The 23,584-nt window shown below is 38.5% G+C and carries 18 protein-coding genes; 12 read left to right on the top strand and 6 right to left on the bottom strand.

What is annotated here, in order from left to right:
- Positions 1-26: 26 nt before the first annotated feature.
- Entirely contained in the window at positions 27-1,007 is a 981-nt protein-coding gene (locus GM418_RS00195; RefSeq protein WP_158861979.1) for a rhodanese-like domain-containing protein, read from the bottom strand.
- A gap of 413 nt (positions 1,008-1,420) precedes the next feature.
- Between GM418_RS00195 and GM418_RS00190 the strand changes: the two genes are divergently transcribed.
- The 12 genes from GM418_RS00190 (at position 1,421) to GM418_RS00135 (ending at position 17,238) form a co-directional block, all read left to right on the top strand.
- On the top strand, positions 1,421-3,202 hold the full coding sequence (locus GM418_RS00190; RefSeq protein ID WP_158861977.1) for an L-fucose isomerase: 1,782 nt from the start codon (positions 1,421-1,423) through the stop codon (positions 3,200-3,202).
- A gap of 48 nt (positions 3,203-3,250) precedes the next feature.
- Positions 3,251-4,477, top strand: coding sequence for a DUF6786 family protein (locus tag GM418_RS00185; protein ID WP_217447666.1), 1,227 nt, complete (start codon positions 3,251-3,253; stop codon positions 4,475-4,477).
- A gap of 12 nt (positions 4,478-4,489) precedes the next feature.
- Complete coding sequence (locus GM418_RS00180; protein ID WP_158861975.1) at positions 4,490-5,488, top strand: GntR family transcriptional regulator; 999 nt, start codon at positions 4,490-4,492, stop codon at positions 5,486-5,488.
- A gap of 42 nt (positions 5,489-5,530) precedes the next feature.
- Positions 5,531-7,069: a DUF5060 domain-containing protein gene (locus GM418_RS00175; RefSeq protein WP_158861974.1), complete on the top strand. Its 1,539-nt coding sequence runs from the start codon at positions 5,531-5,533 to the stop codon at positions 7,067-7,069.
- Positions 7,070-7,598: 529 nt separating this feature from the next.
- Positions 7,599-7,760 carry a hypothetical protein gene (locus tag GM418_RS00170; protein WP_158861972.1) on the top strand — a complete coding sequence of 54 codons (162 nt, stop codon included), beginning with the start codon at positions 7,599-7,601 and terminating at the stop codon, positions 7,758-7,760.
- A gap of 135 nt (positions 7,761-7,895) precedes the next feature.
- A complete protein-coding gene (locus GM418_RS00165) occupies positions 7,896-8,432 on the top strand; it encodes a helix-turn-helix domain-containing protein (RefSeq protein ID WP_158861970.1) in 537 nt (178 codons plus the stop codon).
- Between the two features lie 158 nt (positions 8,433-8,590).
- Complete coding sequence (locus GM418_RS00160; protein WP_217447665.1) at positions 8,591-10,912, top strand: S41 family peptidase; 2,322 nt, start codon at positions 8,591-8,593, stop codon at positions 10,910-10,912.
- Positions 10,913-11,166: 254 nt separating this feature from the next.
- Positions 11,167-11,709, top strand: a complete 543-nt coding sequence (locus tag GM418_RS00155; RefSeq protein ID WP_217447664.1) for a GNAT family N-acetyltransferase — start codon at positions 11,167-11,169, stop codon at positions 11,707-11,709.
- A gap of 158 nt (positions 11,710-11,867) precedes the next feature.
- Positions 11,868-12,701: an HAD-IIB family hydrolase gene (locus GM418_RS00150; protein ID WP_158861968.1), complete on the top strand. Its 834-nt coding sequence runs from the start codon at positions 11,868-11,870 to the stop codon at positions 12,699-12,701.
- A gap of 110 nt (positions 12,702-12,811) precedes the next feature.
- Positions 12,812-15,613: a M16 family metallopeptidase gene (locus GM418_RS00145; protein ID WP_158861966.1), complete on the top strand. Its 2,802-nt coding sequence runs from the start codon at positions 12,812-12,814 to the stop codon at positions 15,611-15,613.
- 110 nt (positions 15,614-15,723) lie between these two features.
- Positions 15,724-16,356: a hypothetical protein gene (locus GM418_RS00140; RefSeq protein ID WP_158861964.1), complete on the top strand. Its 633-nt coding sequence runs from the start codon at positions 15,724-15,726 to the stop codon at positions 16,354-16,356.
- 3 nt (positions 16,357-16,359) lie between these two features.
- Positions 16,360-17,238, top strand: coding sequence for a glycosyltransferase family protein (locus tag GM418_RS00135; RefSeq protein ID WP_158861962.1), 879 nt, complete (start codon positions 16,360-16,362; stop codon positions 17,236-17,238).
- Between the two features lie 28 nt (positions 17,239-17,266).
- Here the strand turns inward: GM418_RS00135 and GM418_RS00130 are convergent, their stop codons facing one another.
- The 5 genes from GM418_RS00130 to GM418_RS00110 form a co-directional block, all read right to left on the bottom strand.
- Positions 17,267-17,986, bottom strand: a complete 720-nt coding sequence (locus GM418_RS00130; RefSeq protein ID WP_158861960.1) for a nucleotidyltransferase family protein — start codon at positions 17,984-17,986, stop codon at positions 17,267-17,269.
- A gap of 16 nt (positions 17,987-18,002) precedes the next feature.
- Complete coding sequence (locus GM418_RS00125; RefSeq protein WP_158861958.1) at positions 18,003-18,446, bottom strand: DUF4293 domain-containing protein; 444 nt, start codon at positions 18,444-18,446, stop codon at positions 18,003-18,005.
- Between the two features lie 44 nt (positions 18,447-18,490).
- Positions 18,491-21,742, bottom strand: coding sequence for a UvrD-helicase domain-containing protein (locus GM418_RS00120; protein WP_158861956.1), 3,252 nt, complete (start codon positions 21,740-21,742; stop codon positions 18,491-18,493).
- A gap of 63 nt (positions 21,743-21,805) precedes the next feature.
- Positions 21,806-22,348 carry a hypothetical protein gene (locus GM418_RS00115; protein ID WP_158861954.1) on the bottom strand — a complete coding sequence of 181 codons (543 nt, stop codon included), beginning with the start codon at positions 22,346-22,348 and terminating at the stop codon, positions 21,806-21,808.
- Between the two features lie 69 nt (positions 22,349-22,417).
- Positions 22,418-23,584, bottom strand: a complete 1,167-nt coding sequence (locus tag GM418_RS00110; RefSeq protein ID WP_158861952.1) for a carcinine hydrolase/isopenicillin-N N-acyltransferase family protein — start codon at positions 23,582-23,584, stop codon at positions 22,418-22,420.

The raw sequence follows: 23,584 nt of genomic DNA, 5'->3' as shown, positions 1-23,584 counted from the left end.
GAAAGACAATACTGAATTATGTTTTCTTAACGGTTTATCACAATTTTTTGAGTCTGTGTAATTTTACCACTATAAAGGGTTAAAATATGAATTCCCGTTGGCAGTTCACCAATATCTAATTTTCCTGCCGGATCAAAATTATTTGCCAGCAGAATGGTTTTTCCTGTAATATCAATAATTCTGATTTTGTCAATCAACTGCACTGTGTTGGCGTTAAATTGTAAATAGTCACTGGCCGGATTTGGAAAAATCATATAACCGGCAATTTCCTGTTCCGGAATGGTTTGGATAACACCATTTTTGAAAACCACATCTATATCCAGTTGCCCTCCGTTGCTTTCCAATATAATGCAGGTTGAATCAGTTTCTGTATATCCGGGTTCATGAAATACATAAAATGTATAATCTTCGGCACCCTCCAATTCCAGCTCCACATCAAAATCAGAATAGGTGTTGTGAATGTCAAAAAGCTCAAGAGAACTAAAGCTTAAGATATCGTTGGCACGATTGGTTACAGTAATTTTTATCGAATCGGTATTTGATGTTCCCCTTATTTCTTCTTTTGAAACCAGCATGAGTTTCGGGGCTATTTCAGAAGTGGTTGGCAGCGAAGCACTTTTCCATGAACTTATTCCTCCCTGCATGTCATAGACCTCGGCAAAACCTAAATTTTGCATTTTTGTAAATGTACCGCTGCTTCTGCCTCCTGACTGACAGTGAATTAAATAAGTTTTGTGCCTGGGAAGTGCATCGAGTTGTTCTGTAAAATCAGAATCATAGTAATTCCTGTTTATCGAACCTTGCAGATGTTCAGCCAGCCATTGACTAGGAGTCCGAACATCAATAATCACAAAATTCGGATTGGTTTCATTTGCATTTATCAGACTGTCGCATAGCTGAACCGTGAGTTTTTTGTAGATGTTGTCACTTTCCGTGGCCGACGAAGTTGCTGTAAAGAATAGACCAAATACAAACAAGGCGGTGAAGCAGATAGTAAAATTTTTCATGTATTCTTTGGTTTGTTTTTTTCAAAAGTAAAAATATTTGACAACAGTTTTGTTAAGTTTTTTCGTGTTTTATTGGTTGTAAATCAGATGTTTAGGTCTTTCTTTGTTTTGTTTATGAACTTTTGTTTTATTGGTTTGTGCGTTGTTTGATTTAGGGGTGAGTTTTGTGTGTTGTAATATTTTGATTTCAAAATGATTGTAGAACGAATCTGAAAATTCGCGATAATGAGGATTGTGGTACGAATTGTGAATTAAAGCTTCTCCCTGAAATTTTATTTGTTAATAAATGTTACTGCAAAAAGAAATAAATAAAAGTTTTGTAAATTGCAGCACAGTACAGGACAGCATAGTGTGGAATAGTTCTGTATTTTTGAATAATAATTCATAAAAACATTTTAAATAAACCAATAAAAATGACAAACAGATTAATAGGCAGACTACCTAAAGTCGGTATTCGTCCGGTTATCGACGGGCGTGAAAGAGGTGTTCGGGAATCTCTTGAAGAACAAACCATGAATATGGCAAAAGCCGCTCAGAAACTTATTGAAGATAATTTACGGTTTCCGGGAGGTGAAAAAATTGAATGTGTTATTGCAGATACAACCATTGGCGGTGTTGCAGAGGCTGCAATGTGTGCTGACAAGTTTGAAAAAGAAGGAGTTGGTGTATCCTTAACGGTTACTCCATGCTGGTGTTACGGCACCGAGGTAATGGATGCCAGTCCTTTGATTCCTAAAGCGGTATGGGGATTTAACGGAACAGAACGTCCGGGAGCGGTGTATTTGGCAGCAGCTTTGGCTGGTTATACACAGAAAGGTTTGCCGGCTTTTGGAATTTATGGACGGGATGTGCAGGATGCAGGAGACCAAAGCATACCTGAAGATGTAAAAGAAAAAATATTACGTTTTGTAAAATCAGCTCTTGCAGTTGCACAAATGAAAGGCAAAACTTATTTGTCGCTGGGATATACTTCGATGGGAATTGCAGGTTCGATGGTGAATCCGGATTTTTTCCAGGACTATCTTGGAATGCGAACCGAATTTGTTGATATGACGGAAGTAAAACGTCGGATTGACGAAGAGATTTACGATAAGGAGGAATATGAAAAAGCCCTGAAATGGACCAGGGAAAATTGTATTGAAGGAGAAGACAATAATAATGTGCTTGTCCGGGGTGACCGCGAAAGAAAAGACTGGGAATGGGAGATTGTTGTTAAAATGACTTTGATTTTTAGGGATCTGATGATAGGGAATCCAAAACTCAAAGAAGCCGGATTTGGCGAAGAAGCGTTGGGAAGAAATGCTATTGCCGGAGGTTTTCAGGGACAACGTCAGTGGACCGACTACTATCCAAACGGCGATTTTTCAGAAACAATTTTAAATAGTTCGTTTGACTGGAATGGGATTCGTGAGGCCTTTGTTTTTGCCACTGAAAATGACAGTTTAAATGCGGTACCCATGTTATTCGGGCACCTGTTAACAAATACAGCCCAGATTTTCTCTGATGTTCGTACCTATTGGAGTCCAGACGCAGTAAAAAGGGTAACAGGAAAAGAACTCACCGGTTTGGCGAAATTTGGAATTATCCACCTGATAAATTCCGGTTCTACAACAATGGATGCAACAGCTCAACAGAAGGACGAGCAGGGTAACCCGGTAATGAAACCGTTCTGGGATGTAACAGAAGAAGATGTAACCCGCTGTATGGAGAATACGCGTTTTTGCCCTGCAAACAAAGGATATTTCAGAGGAGGCGGTTATTCCAGTCAGTTTAAAACTGAAGGGGAAATGCCCGTTACAATGTCGAGGATAAATCTTGTAAAAGGGCAGGGGCCGGTGCTTCAGATTGCCGAAGGCTACACGGTTGATTTAGACGAAGACATTCACAAAGTTTTGGATAAGCGTACCGATCCGACCTGGCCAACTACCTGGTTTGTTCCAAAGCTGACCGGAAAAGGAGCGTTTAAAGATGTTTATTCGGTGATGGCAAACTGGGGGGCAAATCACGGTGCCATCAGTTACGGGCACATCGGTGCAGATCTGATAACTATGGCTTCAATTCTGCGTATTCCGGTTTGTATGCATAATGTAGACGAAGAATCTATTTTCAGGCCCAGTGCCTGGAATGCTTTTGGCGAGGACAAAGAAGGCGCTGATTACAGAGCTTGCGATAATTTTGGTCCCGTTTATAAATAGTTCGTACGGTGTTACCCGGTGAATAGCCGGGTAACAATTTTTTTCAAAATGAAAATATTTAGTTTAATAATAATTGTTGTTTTTTTTCTTGGTTGTTCAAATGCCGGAAAGAAAACAGATACATCCGTGGAAATGCAAAATTTTGAAAAAGGGAGTTACGGTTACGATTTGGAAACATTGCAAAAAAACGAAAAACCGATTGAACTCATCAATAAAAATGCGCGTATTTTACTTTCTGCAAAGTATCAGGGACGTGTTATGACAAGTACTTCTGCCGGAAAATCCGGGAAAAGTTACGGCTGGATAAATCATGATTTGATTTCTTCCGGTGAAGTTTTAAAACAATTCAATCCGGTGGGAGGCGAAGAACGTTTTTGGCTGGGACCTGAAGGAGGACAGTTTTCAATCTTTTTCCCGGCGGGGAAGGGGTTTGATTTTGAAGACTGGAATACTCCGGCAAGCATCGACACGGAAACATACGATATTGTTGAAGCAAATGAAAAAGAAGCTGTTTTTTCAAAATCAATTGAATTAGTCAATTACAGCGATTTTCATTTTCAATTGGAGGTAAACAGGAAAATTGAAATTCTGGAAAATCCTGTTTTGGAAGATGAACTCAGCGTCAGTATTCCTGCAGATGCAAAATGTGTAGGTTATCAAACGGTAAATACGGTAAAAAATACAGGTGATAAAGCCTGGGAAAAGGAAACCGGTCTTCTCTCGATATGGTTGCTTGGGATGTTTAATCCTTCGCCATCGGTAACTATTTTTATCCCTTACAAAACCGATGTTGAATCAGATTATATTGTAAAAGACGATTACTTTGGAAAGATTCCGGAAGATCGTTTAAAAGTGAGAGACGGAATGATATTTTTTAGAGGAGACGGAAAAGAGCGTGGAAAAATTGGAATCCCTCCGCAACGGGCATTGCCTTATTTAGGTAGCTACGACACAGAGAATAAGGTTTTAACCATCGTAAAAACCAATATTCCGGAAGCTGCTGTCGACTATGTAAATTCGGCCTGGGAGCTGCAGGATTTTCCTTTTAAAGGAGATGCCATTAACGCCTACAACGACGGACCTTTGGAAGATGAAAGCCAGTTGGGACCATTTTACGAGCTGGAGTCATCGTCACCGGCTCTGGCCTTACAGTCCGGGGAGCGTGCTGCACACACACAGCTTACCGTCCATTTTGAAGGAGAAGAAGAAGATTTAAATGGTATTTGCCGGCAGGTTTTTGGGATAACTGTTTCTGAAATTAAAAACGCTTTTTAAACAAAAATTATTTTGAATGATTTTGAGCTACATATAGCCGAATTAGCCGGACAAACCAAAGTACAGCAACTGGTTTATTCCATAACCGAGGCAATCAGTACGGGCAAGCTAAAAGTGGGCGATGTGTTGCCGTCGGTAAACCAGTTGAGTTTGGAAAGCGGCTTTTCCCGCGACACGGTTTTTAAAGCCTATAATATCCTTAAAAGAAGAAGTGTGGTTGAATCGGCGCCAACAAAAGGATATTACGTCGCCAACGAGTCATTTAAAGTTTTTATGTTGCTCGATGATTTTAGTGCTTTTAAAGAGCAGCTGTACCAATCGTTTCGGGCTGATCTGCCGGAGGCGTATTCCGTCGATCTACTGTTTCACCATTACAATCATGAAGTTTTTCGGCAACTTGTTCAAAATAGTTTGGGGCGATACAGTATGTATGTGATAATGAATATCGATCATAAAAGTGTTGACCCGATTTTGGAGAAGATCGATACCAACAAGCTGTTGATAATCGATATGGGAAAACCGGATAACGATAAAATGAATTACCTGACCCAGAATTTTTACGAATCGGTTATTTCCTGTCTTGAACAGAGCGCTGACGCCATAAAAAAATATGAGGAACTGGTTTTAATTTATGAAGAGAACAATACGCCGCATCCTTCAGAAACAGCAAAAGCGATCAAAAAATTTTGTAAAAAGAATCAGGTTAAGTATATAAAAAATGCTCATTTTGAAATTTCAGAGTTAAAAAAAGGGCAGGCGTACTTTGTAATCCGGGATGCCGATCTGGTTAAAATAATTAAAGAGTGCCGGAACAGAAATCTTGTACTGGGAAAGGATGTCGGAGTGCTTTCGTATAACGACACTCCAATGAAGGAGATTGTTGGAAGCGGGATTTCGGTGATATCAACCGATTTTGAGGAAATGGGAAAAAGAGCCGCCGCATTTGTAAAAAACAAATTAAGAACCGAAATTGTACTTCCAACATATGTGAAATTACGGGATTCGCTATAGAAAATAAGTTTTAATACCTAAACCAATTAAACCTGTTATTGCATGAAAAACGTAAAGAATTATCTGCTTATTCTGCTTGCCTTCTTTTTTGCTTCGTGTGCAAAACAAAATCAGTTACCAGAAACCGAACAATGGGATGTTTTTCAGTTAAGTCTGTTTGCTTCTGTGGAGGGAAATCCTTTTATGAACACAGAGATAAGTGCCGAGTTTGTAAATGGCGACAAACGTATTTTAGTTCCCGGTTTTTACGATGGCAACGACACTTTCAGAATTCGTTTTTCACCTCCTGTGCAAGGAGTATGGAAGTATAAAACGCAAAGCAACAACAATGATCTTTTGGGGAAAACCGGCGAATTCCTTTGTGTACCGCCAACGGGAGAAAATCATGGGCCTGTAAAAGTTGTAAATACCTGGTATCTGCAATATGCCGACAGTACTCCTTTTTATTCGGTAGGAACAACTGCCTACCAGTGGACAAGTGTAAAACAATCTATTCAGGAACAAACGCTGGAAACAATGGCAAAAGTGCCGTTTAATAAAATTAGAATGTGCGTTTTTCCCAAATCATATATATACGGAAATGAAACTGAACCCTGGAGATATCCTTTTGAACGAATAAATAGCAAGAACAATTTTGAAAATCCGGATATTGAATTTTTTCAGAATTTTGATAAGCGTATAAAACAACTTTGCGATTTGGGCATTCAGGCAGATGTGATTCTGTTTCATCCCTACGATCGCTGGGGATACAGCAAAATGGGAAGCGAAATGAACAAACGGTATGTCCGTTATATGGTGGCGCGCATTTCTGCGTACAGGAACGTTTGGTGGTCGCTGGCCAATGAATGGGATATACCCGATATAAAGGAAACCATCGACTGGGAAGGAATAGGAACATTGTTACAAAATGAGGATCCCTATCAGCGGATGAGGGGAATACATAACTGGTATGGTTCTGAAGATCATTTTTATGATCACTCGCGCCCGTGGCTTACACATGTAAGTGCGCAAACCTCACAGTTTTACAATGCTGAGAAGTGGAGGAAGCGATACAAAAAACCACTGATGTTTGATGAAATGCGTTACGAGGGAGACGTTCCCAGTGACTGGGGCAATTTAAGCGGGGAAGAAATGGTCAGTTATTTCTGGATGGCCGGTTTAAGCGGAGGATATGGCACACATGGCGAAACATATACAAACGACTCCGATACTTCCGAAGTCAGATGGTGGTCAAAAGGAGGAACGTGTGTTGGCGAAAGCCCGGAAAGAATAGTTTTTTTTCAATCAATATTGGAACAGGCACCTGTAACAGCTATGAAACCTGAATTGAATGATAAGGGTGATCCCGAAAACCTGAACAATAATGTTTACATTTTTTCGAAGCACGGAGCGTATTATCTTGCGTATGTTGCAGACCCCAGTCAGAGCGTTGAAATAAATTTGCCGGGGGATTCGTCGTATAAACTGGAGGTGATTGATACCTGGAACATGAAAACGCTGGAAGAAAAGACAATCGATTCCGGCACATTTAAATATATAACAAAGCACCCTTACTGCGCATTAAAAATAACAGTCAATTGATAGGTTTATATTAGCTTCCTGGCTATAGAACACCGCTACAGGGTTTTATTGCACTGCTGCGCGATTTTATCGCCTTGCCCATTTGGCTTTCTGCCAAAATCTCCTTTTACATGCTTCTTTTTTTAAGGATAACATCGTTCTATCCCGGGATATGATCGTTGTAGCCATGGATATGATCATTCTATCCTGAGATATGATCATCCTATCCCTGTTTTTGGCAACAAAAACCGCTTTTTTACGACGCAAAACCGGGATATCATCGCGCTATCCAAGGATATGATCATGCTATCCATGGATATAATCATTGTATCCCGCGACAAAATGCTTCTATCCCACTTGCCGACGCTTCCATAACCGGCTAACGACGGGATATGTAACGGTTTCTTACAAAAAGATATCCCCCGTGCCAAATTTTGCGGAACAGGAAGAAACTCCTTGGTTTTAAAATAAATGATTGTTATTTTTAATGCACAAAAAGTCAGTAACTCATGAACTAAACCTGTTTTGCCACCCATAAATACATTTAAAAATGAATCGTTACAAAACACATTCCGTGATGCTTATCCAACGCTTTTCTGAAAACATATATTTCCTCAGAACTGGCTTAGCCATCCGAAATGGTGTTGTAACCCAAAGTAACCATAAAAAGGTCAATGAAAGTTTTGGGTTACATACCCGTTGGGTGGCATAATAACGAATGAGAAATTCATCCCAGATACATGAACTTATGATTATGACAAAGTTTACATATAATTGTCGCAATAATGACGTTACAACGACAATAGAGACTAAATACTTTTACTCAACAATTTAATATTCACGTAAAATGGAAAATTCAGAGTTGCCAAAAAGAGTAAGAGATTTTAGGATTAAAAAAGGATTATCTCAGGAAGAGCTTGCAAATAAGACGGGATTAAGTCTCAGAACCATTCAAAGAATTGAAAATGGAGAATCTATACCGAGAGGAGATACTTTGAAAAAAATAGCTATTGCGCTTCAAGTTTCGCCCGAAGAAATCATAGATTGGCAGATTCAAGAAGATGACAACATTATAACATTACTTAATTTATCTCAATTAGGATTTATATTTTTCCCCTGGATTGGAATAATAGTTCCAATGATTATATGGATTAACCAAAAAGATAAAATTAAAAACGTTGATTCTATCGGTAAAGTAATTTTAAATTACCAGATTTCCTGGAATATATTACTTTTTGGAATGCTAATAGCCTTATTTATAATAAGTCCATTAATAATCATAATTTGGTATTTATATAATTTTATATTAATTATTATAAACACAAGAAGATATATTAAGAAAAAACAAGTGAATTATAAACCAACATTTAAGATTCTGCAATAAATTACAAACTTTGGAAGCAGATATTACATGGCGGGGTCTGGTGGTACGCCAACTGCGGATTCTCGTATCGCCGTTTAGTCCTCGCGATGAGCGCTTTTCGAAATATGCCCTGACAAGATGTACCAACGATTGGACAAAATTTAAAAACGACCTCAACTATGAAGAAAATCGCATTAATATTTTTGACATCTTTTTTTATAAGTTGTCAGGCACAAACAGATACAGACCCAAAATTTAATCTTGGATTTGAAAAGCAAACCAATTCTAATTCACTTTCTGAAGGTTGGTTCAAATGGGGAAATTACAAATTGACTATAGATTCTCTGAGCTATTCAGGCCGTAAATCTGGCAAGATAACCTCTACTGAAAATGGCAAATTAGGAAGTATTGTGTACAAAATTCCTGCAAAATACTTGGGAAAAGAGATTGAATTAAAAGGCTACATGAAAATCCGTAACGTGGAAAATGGGTTTGCGGGATTATTACTTAGGGTTGATGGAAATGGAAGGTCTCTGGTTTTCGATAACATGCAGCGGCAGAACATTTCAGGAACAAAGGATTGGCAGGAATATTCAATAAAACTTAAATACCCTGATGAAGCGGAGAACATCTTTGTTGCCGGAATCTTAACAGGAAAGGGTGAAGCGTGGTTTGATGATTTTGAGCTAAGCATTGATGGAAAAAATATTCAATCCTTAAAAGAAACTGAAAATCCGGTTTATAAAGCACAACAAGATAAAGAGTTTGCCGGTGGTTCAAAAACAGTGATACCTGATTTAACACCTGACCTAATCAATGAATTCTTAAAAGAAAATAAAAAAACAGTTTATAAAGCACAACAAGATAAAGAGTTTGCCAGTGGTTCAAAAATAGTGATGCCTGATTTAACAGCTGACCTAATCAATGATTTAGAATTGCTGGGTAGAGTTTGGGGTTTTTTAAAGTATTATCATCCGGAGATTGCCAAAGGTAATTTCAACTGGGACTATGAATTGTTTAGAATTACTCCCGGTTTCCTGGATGAAACTAACCGAATTGATAGAGAAAGTTTATTATTAAACTGGATTAATGACTTAGGCGAGATTGACGAATGTAAGACCTGTAAGCCTACAACAGATGACGCTTTTCTTAAGCCAGACTTAGAATGGATTGCCTCTGGTACTCTATCTGAGCCATTAAGAAATAAATTAAACAATGTTTATCAAAACAGGAATCAGGGGAAACATTATTACATAGAGATGACCTCTGGAATAAGAAATCCAGATTTTAAAAATGAGGATGCATATCCCAATATGCCATATCCTGACGCAGGATTTCGATTATTGTCCTTATTCAGATACTGGAATATGGTAAATTATTTCTTCCCATATAAGCACTTAACAGATAAAGATTGGAATACAACATTAAAAGAGTACATACCAAGATTTTTAAATGCAAAAAATGAATTGGAATATGAACAAACTGTAGTACAGATAATTGGTGATATCCAAGACACGCATGCAAATCTGACGGGAGGAAATAACAAAATGGAAGAGTGGAAAGGTAAGAACTTTGCCCCTGTGCACTTAAGGTTTATAGAAAACAAACTAGTTGTTACTGACTATTATAACCCTGAACTTAAAAATGAAACAGGGTTGGAAATAGGAGATGTAATTACTCAAATAGACGGAAAAAAAATTAACGACATAGTCTCAGAATTATCAAAATATTATCCCGCTTCGAATGAAGATGCAAGACTGAGAGATATTTCGGCTGATATGATGCGTTCACAGAAAAACGAATTAGTTGTAGAATTTATTCGCAACGTTAACAAAGAAACAAAAACAGTAAAGCTATACCCGGGGAATAAATTAAATATTTACAGCAGGTATAGAAGAAGTAATGAAAAATGTTTTCGACTGTTGGATAATAATATAGGATACATAACCCTTATGTCCATTAAAGATGAAGATATTTCCGGTATTAAGAATGAATTTAAAAACACTAAAGGCATAATAATTGACATAAGAAATTATCCGTCAACCTTTGTTCCATTCAAATTGGGTTCTTATTTTGTCTCATCAACTACGCCTTTTGTAAAGTTTACCAAAATGAATATCAATAACCCGGGAGAATTCACTTTTACAAAAGAATTAACAATTCCAAAGGCAACAGAAACCTATAGTGGGAAGTTACTAGTATTAGTAAATGAATTATCTCAAAGTCAGGCAGAATATACAGCTATGGCATTTAGAGCTGGTGATAATACGACTATAATTGGAAGCACAACTGCGGGCGCGGATGGCAATGTTTCCACAATAATGTTACCCGGAGGATTAAGAACAAGGATTTCAGGTATTGGAGTTTACTATCCCGATGGAAAAGAAACTCAGAGAATTGGAATAGTTCCTGACATTGAAGTAAGACCAACAATTGAGGCAATCAAAAACGGGAAGGATGAATTAATGGAGAAAGCGATTGAAATTATATTAAAAGAATAAAAACCACCAGGTAACAAAGTGCCATATTGTGTAGCAGGGTTTGGTGGTTTGCCAACTGCGGATTCCCGTTTCGCAGTTCCGTCCTGGCGGATATAAACGTGCTCCGCAATCCACAACAACAACTTAGTGTGCCGGGAAAGCAATGATTCGGCAAATAAAGTTCTTTGTATGCTGTAATTGAGATGGTGGAACCGACCCACCAAGACCGTCTTATAGGCATGGGTTTTACCACCTAAAGGAGCTGTGTTAAAGAATTGCCTGCGACAGCGGCACAGATTGCAAATCCTGCCAGCAGTGGGGAATACCTGAATTTCAATTATATTAGTCAGATGAAAGATAAATTTATAGTGAGAGTCGTTTTCAGAGAGGCAAAACCGGAAGATATTAAACAAATTCAAATGGTAAGAAACGCTGTAAACGAAAATGTTCTCTCAGTCCCCGGTTCAATAAGCGATAAAGATTGTTTGGATTTTATAACAAAAAGAGGAAAAGGTTGGGTTGGTGTAGCGGACAATCAAATTATTGGTTTTTCGATAGCCGACTTAAAAGAAAGTAACATATGGGCATTATTTGTACATCCGGCCTATGAGAAAAAAGGAATTGGAAGACAATTGCACAACATTATGTTGGATTGGTATTTTGGACAAACTACTGAAACTGTTTGGTTAGGAACCGCGCCCGAAACAAGAGCTGAAATTTTTTACAGAAAATCAGGCTGGACAGAAACCGGAATCCGCGGAAACGGAGAAATTAAATTTGAAATGACTTATCCAAACTGGAAAAAATTACGCAGGTAGTATTTAAGCGTTTTTATTGGCGCCACAATTAAATGGAAACAGGGCATTGCCGGATGAGGAAAGCCACTTTTTATGGTGGAGGATTATTTGCAGGTTCGCGGGCTTTGTTTTTTTCAATCAACATTAATTTTTAATTTTAGCCCTAAGAAGATTTATCTATGAACAATATAAAACTGGTTGCCACTGATTTGGATGGTACATTTCTGAAAAACGATCGAACCATTAGCAAAAAAAACCTGGAAGCGCTGCGAATTCTGGGCGAAAAAGATATTGTACGGGTGGTGGCAACCGGGCGAAATTTAAAAAAGGTACACGAAGTGATTCCGCCCGATATACCCTTTGATTATATTGTCTATTCTTCGGGTGCGGGTGTTTTTAACTGGAAAGAACAAAAGGAGATGTTTCACCGGAATATCATTCAAAGTTCAGCTCAAAAATTGCTAAAATACTTTATACAGAGAGGCATTAGCTTTCATGCCTTTTTTCCTGCTCCCGGGAATCACAATCACTGGTACTTTCGCAGCGACAACTCGTGCGGGGAGTTTGAAAAGTATTTTGATTTTAACAAGGCCTATTCCTATGAATTAAAACCCAACAAATTACCGGAAACAGAATTGTGTCAGTTTCTGGTTATTATTAAGGAAGACAAATACCGGTTTGAAAAATTAAAGACAGAAATTGAGGCTATTTGTGAACATATCCGGGTTATTCGCACTTCGTCGCCCATCACAGCCGGTTACATCTGGATTGAAATATTTCATCAGTCAGTCTCAAAAGGAAACGGCGTGAAACATATTTGCGACCTGCTGGGAATCGGGCAAAAACAAACCCTGGGCATTGGAAATGATTTTAATGATCTTGACCTGCTGGGATTTACGCAACATTCTTTTTTTACCGCGAATGCGCCATCCGAGTTAAAAGAAATATATCCACATGCCCCTTCAAACGAAAACGATGCATTTGCACATGTTATTCAACCGATTGTTTTATGAATTGTTATGTATTGGTTAACGATATGTAAAAGGTTTTAAACAAATTTAGAACCCGGGAAATGTAACTTTGGCCTTAATCGGAATACAAATAGTTGAAACAAAATAGAGATATGAGAATTATAACAGGTTTGATTTTTTTGTTGAGTGTATTTTTTGTTACTGCTCAAAACAATGTTGATTTAAGCGCTCCTCTTCCCGAGGATCCCAACGTAAGAAAAGGCGTTCTTGAAAACGGAATGACATATTATGTACGCGCCAATGATAATCCGGAAAACCGGGCAGAGTTGTTTCTGGTTGTGCGGGCCGGTTCGGTTGATGAAGATGACGATCAGCAGGGACTGGCGCATTTTGCAGAACATATGGCGTTTAACGGGACAGAAAATTTTCCAAAACATGAGTTGATTAATTATTTTGAATCCATAGGGATGGAGTTTGGTCCCGAAATTAATGCTTACACCAGTTTTGATGAAACCGTGTATATGCTGAAAGTGCCGCTTGACACAATGGAATACATGGATCAGGGATTGCAGGTTTTATACGACTGGGCAAGTCAGATTACCGATTCGGATGAAGAAATAAATAATGAAAGGGGAATTATTCACGAAGAGTGGCGGGGAAGCAAAAGCGCTGAAGAACGGATGCAAAAACAGTGGTGGCCCGTATTTTTAAAAGATTCAAAATATGCAGAACGTTTTCCTATTGGTAAAATGGAAATCGTAGACAATTGTCCGCCGGAGGCTTTGCGCCGCTATCGAAACGATTGGTACAGGCCCGATTTGCAGGCAGTAATTGTTGTTGGCGATTTTGACCAGGATGAAATGGTACGGAAGGTGAAAAAAAAGTTTTCACAAATTCAAATGCCCAAAAATCCGCGGGAGAAGGAATATTATGAAATTCCCGACCATAAGGAGACTTTGGTGAAAGTTGTTACCGACAAAGAGGCGCGTTACCCGCTTGCCTATGTAATGTATAAACACGATCTGGAAATTTCTAATACGGTTGGCGATTACCGAAATATGATTCTGGAGAACCTGTATAATGCAATGATAAATAACCGCCTGGCTGAAAAAACACAGCAGGCCGATCCGCCTTTTATTATGGGACAATCGTCGTACGACGAATTAATAGGCCCCAAAAGTGCTTATTTGTCGATTGCAGTTACCCAGAATGGTAAGATTGAAGATGGAATTAAGGCTGTTCTTTTGGAAAACGAAAGGGTCAAAAAATTTGGTTTTACACAAACTGAACTTGATCGTCAAAAAACAGCTTTGTTGAATTATATCGAAAAATCGTATAACGAACGGGAGAATCAGAAATCAATCAATTACGCGGAAGAATATAAACGCAATTTTCTGTTAACAAAGGAGCCTTTTCCGGGAATTGAAAAAGAGTTTGAATATTTTAAAACTTTTATGCCGGGAATTACCCTGGAGGAAGTAAATGAACTGGCGAACCAATGGATCAAAAAGGAAAACCGTGTAGTAATTGTAACGGCTCCCGAGATTGAAGGAGTTGACGTTCCAACAGAAGAAGATATTTTTGCCCTGCTCGACGAAGTGGAGAAAATTGAAATTGAGGAGTATGACGATGCGGTTGCCGATGTTCCCTTGCTGGCGGAAGAACCGGCAGGAAATCCCGTGGTAGCTGAAAAACAACTGGAAAATGTTGACGCAGTGGAATGGACACTTCAGAACGGAGCCAGAGTGATCATTAAACCGACAGATTTTAAAGATGATGAAATTCTGTTTAACGCCTGGAGCCCGGGGGGAAATTCATTGTACGGTTTAAAAGATGATATCTCAGCCGATTTTACAGCCGATATTCTGGGAATGAGTGGAATAGCTGATTTTGATAATATCACGCTCGATAAAATGTTGTCGGATAAGGTTTTTTCCATTTCGCCTTTTGTAAACCAGTTGCGCGAGGGCTTTAACGGCAGCTCTTCGGTAAAAGATGTGGAAACATTGTTGCAAATGGTTTATCTTTATTTTACTCAACCCCGTTTTGACGAAACTTCATATAAATCCTACTTGACACGTCTTGCCGGTGTTTTGGAAAATAAGTCAGCTTCGCCGGAGTCGGCGTTTCAGGATACTTTAAAGGTTACAATGGCTGGATATAACAAGCGTGTCCGCCCAATGACCACCGATCTTCTAAAGGAGGCTGATTTTGAACGTATCAAAGAAATAGGAAAAGAACGTTTTAAAAACGCATCTGACTTTGTTTTCTTTTTCGTTGGAAATATCGATCCGGAAACCTTTAAGCCATTGGTTGAAAAATATATTGGCGGGATTCCATCAACCGATCAAAAAGAGAACTGGCGAAACTTGCACATCGAAACTCCGAATGGCGTAATTGATAAAGTGGTTAAAAAAGGAGAGGCCGAGAAAAGTATCCAGTACATTGTTTTCCATGGCGATTTTGACTACAATTCTAAAAACCGGGTAGAACTGGATGCGATGGGACGAATTCTTACCACGCGTTTACTGGAAGTTATTCGCGAAGAAAAAAGCAGTGTGTATTCGATTGGTGCCAATCCCTCTTCTTCAAAATATCCGGATGCGGAATACACGGTTGCTATTTATTATGGAACCGATCCTGAAAAATTACCGGAAATAAAACAAGCCGTTTTTGACGAAATTAAAAAGTTTGCTGAAAACGGACCGAGCGAGGAAGAGCTCGCAAAGGCAAAGGAAAAAATGTTGCGTGAGCGCGAAACTGCTGAAAAAGAAAATAGTTTTTGGTTGAGTATTTTGAGTAATACGTATTACATAAAAGATGGTGATTTCTCCAATTTTGGTTCCTATGATGAACTGGTTGAGAGTATTACCGCAGATTCAATTAAAGAAGCTTTCAAAAAATATTTTAACTTTGATAATTATGTTAGCGTGGCACTTGCGCCTGCAGACTAACCAAATCTAGAACTGTATATGAACTCAAAAGCCGGAATTCAATTGGATTCCGGCTTTTTTTATGTATTAAAAATGTATTTTTGATTTTCGAAATAAAAACGAAAACGGGCATGAAAATTTATTCACCTCTATTTATTGCGCTGCGGATAATTGTGTATGCCGCACTGGTTTTTGGAATGGCCGAAGGTGCTTTTTTCGATGCAGGGCATCCACTTGGCGACAGTTTTTTTGGTGAAGCTACTTTTGTTGAAATAACACAGGAAGTGTTGCTGTTTTTGCTTTTTGCCTTTTTCATTTGTATTGGTTTTAAATGGAAAGAGATTCAGCCTGTTTCCAATCTTATCGGTTTGTTTTTTCTGATTTCGTTTATTCGTGAATTTAATTTCCTGAGTATAAATTGGGCGTATCCGGCGTTGATTGTTTTTCTGATTTTTATTTGGTTGTTTGTTCGCGATTTCAAAAAGATAAAAGAGGCATGCATTCAGTTTTTTAGTGTTCCCGCTTCGTCGTGGTTGCTTTCCGGACTGCTGATTACTTACGTTTTTAGCCGTTTGATGGGGCGTTCAAAATTTTGGCGATTAATGTATGCCGGAGAGGAATATCGTTTGGCAAAAGCCGCTACTGAAGAAAGTATCGAACTCTTGGGCGACACGATTATGTTTATCGGAGCCATTGAATTTCTGCTCTACTTTATCAGCAAACGAAAACTCCAGTCTTCGGGCTCTAATCTTCCAACTTCGTAAATTATGAAAGTTTGTGGTTTTACATTTATCCGAAATGTGGAGAGGTATGATTTTCCAATTGTTGAAGCCATAACTTCGGTTTTGCCGCTGTGCGATAAATTTGTGGTTGCTGTCGGAAAATCAGAAGATAACACGCGCGAAATTATTGAGAAAATTGCTCCCGGTAAAATTCAAATTGTAGATACGGTTTGGGATGAATCTCTAAAAAACGGGGGAGTGGTTTACGCGGCTGAAACCGATAAAGCTTTTGACGCAGTTCCCGAGGAATTTGACTGGTGTTTTTATATTCAGGGTGATGAAGTCGTGCACGAGAAATATTTGCCCGTGATTAAAAAAGCGATGCAGGAAAATCTTGAACGAAAAGAAGTGGAAGGGTTACTGTTTCGCTACAAACATTTTTTCGGAACTTTCGATTATGTGGGCGATTCCAGAAAATGGTACCGTCGGGAAATCCGGGTTATTCGAAACAATAAAAAAATACGTTCGTACCGCGATGCTCAGGGGTTTCGAAAAAACGGTGAGAAATTGAATGTGGTTCCGGTGGATGCTGAAATTTATCATTACGGTTGGGTGCGCCATCCCAGATTTATGCAGGAAAAAATTGATGCTGTCCGTCGTTTTTATGATGGAATTTCGGAAGCGGAAGCACAACAAAAAGCTACAGCTGCTGAGTTTAATTACAGCCAGAAATACGATGCGCTCGCCCGTTTTGAAGGCTCGCATCCAAAAGTGATGGAAGAGCGAATAAAACGTTTAAACTGGCAGGTAAATGTTGATTTGTCTCAGACGCACATGAAACTAAAATACCGGATTTTGTACCGGATTGAAAAATGGTTCGGCGTTCGTTTGTTTGAGTATCGAAATTACAGAATTTTGAAGTAGAAATTATTTGAATTTATTTCCTGGTATTTTACGAAAACAATCTTCTTGCTTCTTCCAATTGATGTGGTTTTCCAACATCCATCCACAAATCCGAGTCGTCGAAAAAACCTTTGATAAGCTGTGTTTTTGAAAGTTCGAGATAAAAATCGATAATAGAAAAACGATCGTCTTCCGGGAAATATTCAAATATTTCAGGGCTCACCACATGAATTCCACTGAATGTTTTTTCAATACCACTTTCGAACGTTTCCGGAACTGATATTTTTGTTTCGCCCGTTTTTTTATTTAACCAGCCCACCAATCTCTTTTCCTCGTCGAATTTTAGGTAGCGTTCTGTTTTTCGGTCGCGCACAGTCAAGGTTGCCAACGCGCCTGATTTTTTGTGATAATTTACCAATTCTTTTAAATTAACAGTGCTTAAAATATCAACATTGTAAATTAAAATTGGATCAGAATCTTTTAGTAAAGGAGCCGCTTTTTTCAATCCGCCGCCGGTGTCGAGCAGTTGTTCACTTTCATCGGAAATAGAAACTGGAATTCCAAAATTGTTTGTGGCAATGAAGTTTTTTACCTTTTCTGAAAAATGGTGCACGTTCACCACAATTTCATCGACACCTTCTTTTTTTAGTTTTTCAATGGTTCGTTGCAAAAGTGTTTTGCCACCAATTTCTACCAAAGCTTTGGGTTTGTCTGCTGTTTCGTCTTTTAAACGCGTACCAAGCCCGGCGGCAAAAACCATTGCTTTCATAAACTAATTTTAGCAGTTATCGTATTCTGTTCAGGCTTCGAACCAAAGCTTCATCTTTCCCAATAGCACGAATGGCCAGATAATCCAAAATAATGGCTACAACCGGAAATGCTACCGGAACTTTAAATGCGATTTTGGCTCCGTCGAAACTTGCATAGGCGAAATAGAAAAACATGCCGAAAAGTCCGAGCAAGAGAATAATCGTGAATACCGTTATCCGAATCTGACGAACGCGTTTTTTGTACATTCCGATAACTATAAAATGCAATAGCGCGATAACGCCGATAAAAATTAAAATGGGTAACCCGTTAAAAATAAGTGTTTCTCCATTAAAAATTCCTTTTGCTGAAAAGGTGTAAATCTCGTCGTTTACAGCCAGTTCGGCAAATTTTAGTTTGTAAAGCGAGGCTACCAATAATCCGGCAACCAATAAATATGCTGTTTGAATTCGTTGAATCATAATAATAAATTTTCTGCAAAAATAAATTTTTTCGCGGGCTGCCGTTAAAATTCACCCACTTTTTCCACTTTGTTTAATGCAACATACCAAAGAAATCCTTCCACTTTCTCAAATCCGGTTTCTTTTAGCGTTTTAGCGTAACGTTTTACCTGACTTTTGTATTTGTCCTGTTTTTGCTCACCGGTTTTGTAATCGACCACAATCGCTGTCTTTCCTGAAAACATAATTCGGTCTGGACGAAGAATTTTTGCTGATGTTAATAAATCTCTCTCATTTAATATTTTCCAGCTGCCATCGAACCAGTGCTTTACTTCGGGTTTATTAATGTTCTCCAGTAATTCCTGTTGAATCGAAATGCGCTCTTCTTCATCAATTCTTCCTTCTAGTAAAGCTTGTTCGCAGGCGGTTTCTACATCGTTTTTGGTTTGGACAGCAGAAAGAATTTCGTGTATAATTTTCCCCCTGTTTTTTACCGATTTATTTTCTTTGCCGGGAACCAGGAAATCTTCACCGTTTAAGCGCAGTTTTATTTTATCACGGAATTTATTGAACTCGTAATTTTTTATCAGAACCAGATTCGATTCCTTTTCTTTTTGTTGAATTGGATAGAGTTCTCCAAATTCAAAAACCGTTTCATCTTCGTTCCAGCAACCTTCAAAAGGTGCTTTCGAACGCATCATTTGCAAAGATTCCTTGAGCAGACCATTTACACTTTTCCCCGTTTTTTGAACATCAATTGAATTTATCATCAAAACCGATTCTGCACGCGTAAATGCTACATATATCAGGTTCATTGTGTCGATAAATGTATTTGCTTTTTCCTCAAAATAGTCTTTTTTGAAAAGCGTATTTTCCAGTCCTGAAGTTGCCTTCACAGGAAGGAGCGGAAAACGGTTAAATGGCTCCGTTTCTGTGTTGCACCAAAGGGTGGGAGCGAAGTTGCCACTCCACGATGTTTTCCAGTTTAAATAGGGAATCAGCACGGCTTTAAATTCCAGTCCTTTCGATTTGTGAACGGTTAATAAACGGATGGAATCAATTTCGTCGTTTACATTTACCGAGGTTCTGAATCCTTTTTCGTTCCACCAGTATAAAAAGTTGGAAAGGTCGTTGGCAATCGAGGTTTTTATTTCCCCCGCTTTGTCAATTAAGGTTTGCAGGAAAGGAAGTTCACTTTCGAGTTTGAAAAGCTGAAAATGGCTGCAAATTTCCGTCAGTGTTTCGTCAAGCGAAGTAAGTAAAACTTTTTGTTGCATTTCCTGCAAACGACTGCCCAATTCCTGCCCGAAAGCCGCGTCGAAATCATTTTCCAACTGCCAGTTATCTTTGTCTTGTCCTGAAAAATCAAGTGTTTGTTGCGCCACTGAAAACGAAATACCTTTTCTTGCCAATTCCGGTTTTATCGACGATTCCCAAAGTTGCAAAAGAGAAGCCTGCGTGATTTTATTTTCCGGGTCGATGAGCCATTCAATCATCAACATAACAAACAAAACCGAGCGGGAAGCATGTAAAAACAACGATTCGTTGGACAAAACTGAAAGGTTGTATTTCGCATTTTCCAGCTGTTTCGCCGCAGATAAAAATTCTTCAATAATTTGTGTTCCCTCTTTATTTGTTCGAATTAAAATGGAAATGTCAGATGCCTTAAAACCGTTGTCTTCCAACTGTTTTACCTGTTCAATTAAAAGTTGGGTTGAGTTTTCCTGAAATTTATCTTCTTCCAGAAAATTAACCTGAATAAATCCTTTGTTTTTAGCCGACGTATTTCCCGGTTCCTGTTTAAAATCGCTGTAAATATGGGTGAATTTTTCTTTCAGAATTTCCCATTCTTTGTCGTCGGATTCAGAAAAAAGGTTCGTTTCAAAAGCCGATTTTAGATGTTCAATAATCGAGTTGTTAAAAGCGATAATATTTTTGTCGCTTCGCCAGTTTTTTGTGAGTGCTTTCGTTTCCGGAATAAATGCAGGAAAATCGGTGTCGATCTGTTCTGCCAGAATATTCCAGTCGCTGTTTCTCCAGCGGTAAATCGATTGTTTTACATCGCCCACCAGCAGGTTTTTGTTGCCTTCGGAAAGCGAGTTGGAAATAAGCGGTTTAAAATTTCTCCATTGTAACGACGAGGTATCCTGAAACTCATCGAGCATAAAATACTTGAAAAAATTCCCTACTTTTTCATAAATGAAAGGCGAATCGCTCTCTCCAATTATTTTGTTGAGCAGCAAGTTGGAATCGGAAAGTTGCAACATTCCTTTTTCCTGCAGCAGTTTTCTGATTTCTTCCTTCAAATCGGTCAAAATTCCCAGCATTCGCAGCTGGTTATTGACTGCAACTGCCGAATAATAAGGAATATATTGTTTTCGGAAGAAATTGAGAATGTCGGAAAGTAAAGGTTGTAATTTACTTTCAACCAAAGACCGAAGTTCTGCTTTTTGTTTGTGGCTTTTTGCAAACCATTTCTCTGAAGATTCTTCCGCACTTAAAATTCGAGCTCCGGGTTCTTTTATTTTACCTTCGGAAAGAATCAAAAAGTAACCGGCAACACCTGTTTTTTTATAGGAGAAATCATCAACTGAAAAGCCATGATTTTCTATCAAAGCAATCGCTTCATAACCTTTCTTTTGTAATGTGGATTCAAAAACAGCAATAATTTTTCCCAGCTCTTTTTTGAAAGCATCAAGATTTTCGCGTGTATAAGTTGCCGAGTCTTTTGTGTCAGGAAAAAACAGTTGAAACTTCTCATTAAACAATTCTTTCCCCAAAGCTTTTATATCTTCTTCAATTCGCTGGCTCTGGTTTTCTGTAATTTTTTCCTCGCTGAATTTTACCAGCCAGTCGAGCAGTTTTTTATCCTGATCAATTTTCGACAACATTTGGTCAACTGCTTCTTCCAATACCAAACTATCATCGAGTTCCAGTGCAAAATTGGGCGAAATCCCCAATTCGCGGTTAAACGCTTTGATAACGCGCTGCGTAAATGAATCGATGGTGTTGATGGAAAAACGGTTGTAGTCGTGCAGAATATTTTTCAGAACAAACCGTGATTTTTGCCGGATATTTTCTTCGGTGAAATCTAATTCGTGTTGTAAAGTTTCCAGGTATTTTGATTCTTCTCCTTTTGCGAGCAAATGCAACTGTTCCAGAATTCGGCTTTTCATTTCGTTGGTGGCTTTGTTGGTAAAAGTCACGGCCAAAATGTGTTTGTAGTTAAACGGATTTTGCATCAGTAATTTGAGGTATTCAACTACCAGCTGAAATGTTTTTCCGGAACCCGCCGACGCTTTGTAAACTGTGAGCATAAAAGAAGATTAAAGTAAAGCGTTAAAAGTTAGAAAGAATTATTTGAATTTTTCAATCCTGTTTTAAAATCCCGGCCCGTTGCCTTGTGTTACACTAACCCGGGTTTCAATTTTAAATTTATCGGAAACCTTGTACTGAAAAAACATGCTTGCACCCCGCATGTCAAAATTATTCATATTCTGGTTTGGTAAAGGAGCTGAAAAAATGGAATTGGCCCCGAAACTGTAGCCACCCAGTTTAATTTTGTCATTTAATTTATAGGTAGCACCACTGAATATGGCTCCGTTTCTTAAAAAAGGCGAAAATATAAAGCCGGGGCGATTGAATGAAAAAGTACTCAGTTCGTCGGGATTTAAAAAATCCTGCATATTAAACTGATATCGTTGCTGCGCGATTAATGCGCCGACATCAAATTCCGGAATTTCCAAATCGGGTACCAAACCACCACTCTGCAAAGTACCGGATAACATTTGACGGTAAAGAATCTGACGCTCAAGTTCAATCTGTGAGGAGTCTTTCTCAAGAGGCATTACCGGCATTAATTTTTCCTGTGCAGTGGTACTCCAGCAAATAAAAATCAGAAAAAAAATAATTATGTTTCTCACGATTTTCCTCCCTTCCTTTTCATTTCTTTCAAAATTAGAAATAAATGATAAAAAAGAGCAAAAAGAGAATTATTTCAGTTGAAATTTGTAATATTTTGTCCTTAACTGGCAGTCTGCCTCATCTTTTCTGTAAAAAGAAATCTCCATCGAACTATTGGCTGTGTCGTATAGGTTGTGATATACAGTTCTGACTGGTGGAACAAGGGGTTTTGCACACATTTTATCTTGTATAAAAACCGTGGAATTTATATTTTTTATTTGTTGTAAAGACAGGTTTTTGCCGTTGTCTTTGATAGCTTTTTCAAGTGTTCTGAATCTTGCAAAGGGACAGGAATCATCGATGCTGGCAGGGAAGTTTTTTGAGTGAAGGAACTGATGAACAGGGAAATTTGTAATAATTTGAATTTTTTGATTTCCGCTGATAATAGACTCTTCGTTGTGATTTGATGAATATTCCCAAATAAAAGAATTCCCGTCTTTATCGGCAACAATCAAATGGGTTGGCAAAAACATATAAAAATGTTTATTCAGCAGAAGTAATTTTTTTGCATCTTCAGCATTTTTGCAATTGTCGAGCAGGAACTGGACGGCAAGCATTTCATTTATTCCAACGCCAAAACCCTTTGTTGGCTTGTAAAAGCTGATGTTTACACTGTCGGCGTGCAAATGAGAAATGACCAGGCCTTCCGAATTGATTCCGTCTAAAGCAAGTCCGTACAATTCAAAAGAAAAAGTTGACAGTGTTGCATATCCTTTGTCGGGATAAGTTTCAATAATATACGGATTGGACAATACAGATTTTGAATCAGGTGAAGGTTTTTGACCCATTATTTCCTGAAACGTAATCAACGGTAAATCTGCATTTCTGCTTAAAATACCGGTTTTTGTTTGTGTAAATTCAGCGGGATAAAAAATGGCTGAACATGCAATCGTTCCGTTAAGATGACCAAAACAAGAGAAATCTTTATCCGTAGCCACCAGACTTTCACCAAACGCTTCAGCAAAGCCTTTCATTCGTTCGAAATGAACCGGATAATTTTGCTGAATATATTTTTTCTGACATTCATTTTTTGCCGGATTTGGGTTTGTCACTGCTAAAACGGAGTGTTGTTTGCGAGCTATTTTCCCCAGTTGAAACCCAATCTCACGGTTTGACCCCCACAGTTGCAGGTGCCGGACTGTTACATAATCTCCTTTTTTCCGGTGAATAATTTGTGCGCTGATTTTGAGCGTCAT

This window comes from Maribellus comscasis (genome assembly GCF_009762775.1).
In the GTDB taxonomy this organism is placed as follows: domain Bacteria; phylum Bacteroidota; class Bacteroidia; order Bacteroidales; family Prolixibacteraceae; genus Draconibacterium; species Draconibacterium comscasis.
This window is presented reverse-complemented; position numbering and strand designations above follow the sequence as displayed.

Coding starts and splice junctions, on each gene's coding strand:
- GM418_RS00190 (WP_158861977.1), top strand. CDS start 1,421: ATGACAAACAGATTAATAGGCAGACTACCTAAAGTCGGTATTCGTCCG.
- GM418_RS00165 (WP_158861970.1), top strand. CDS start 7,896: ATGGAAAATTCAGAGTTGCCAAAAAGAGTAAGAGATTTTAGGATTAAA.
- GM418_RS00125 (WP_158861958.1), bottom strand. CDS start 18,446: ATGATTCAACGAATTCAAACAGCATATTTATTGGTTGCCGGATTATTG.
- GM418_RS00150 (WP_158861968.1), top strand. CDS start 11,868: ATGAACAATATAAAACTGGTTGCCACTGATTTGGATGGTACATTTCTG.
- GM418_RS00170 (WP_158861972.1), top strand. CDS start 7,599: ATGAATCGTTACAAAACACATTCCGTGATGCTTATCCAACGCTTTTCT.
- GM418_RS00185 (WP_217447666.1), top strand. CDS start 3,251: ATGAAAATATTTAGTTTAATAATAATTGTTGTTTTTTTTCTTGGTTGT.
- GM418_RS00195 (WP_158861979.1), bottom strand. CDS start 1,007: ATGAAAAATTTTACTATCTGCTTCACCGCCTTGTTTGTATTTGGTCTA.
- GM418_RS00145 (WP_158861966.1), top strand. CDS start 12,812: ATGAGAATTATAACAGGTTTGATTTTTTTGTTGAGTGTATTTTTTGTT.
- GM418_RS00160 (WP_217447665.1), top strand. CDS start 8,591: ATGAAGAAAATCGCATTAATATTTTTGACATCTTTTTTTATAAGTTGT.
- GM418_RS00135 (WP_158861962.1), top strand. CDS start 16,360: ATGAAAGTTTGTGGTTTTACATTTATCCGAAATGTGGAGAGGTATGAT.
- GM418_RS00130 (WP_158861960.1), bottom strand. CDS start 17,986: ATGAAAGCAATGGTTTTTGCCGCCGGGCTTGGTACGCGTTTAAAAGAC.
- GM418_RS00120 (WP_158861956.1), bottom strand. CDS start 21,742: ATGCTCACAGTTTACAAAGCGTCGGCGGGTTCCGGAAAAACATTTCAG.
- GM418_RS00140 (WP_158861964.1), top strand. CDS start 15,724: ATGAAAATTTATTCACCTCTATTTATTGCGCTGCGGATAATTGTGTAT.
- GM418_RS00110 (WP_158861952.1), bottom strand. CDS start 23,584: ATGACGCTCAAAATCAGCGCACAAATTATTCACCGGAAAAAAGGAGAT.
- GM418_RS00175 (WP_158861974.1), top strand. CDS start 5,531: ATGAAAAACGTAAAGAATTATCTGCTTATTCTGCTTGCCTTCTTTTTT.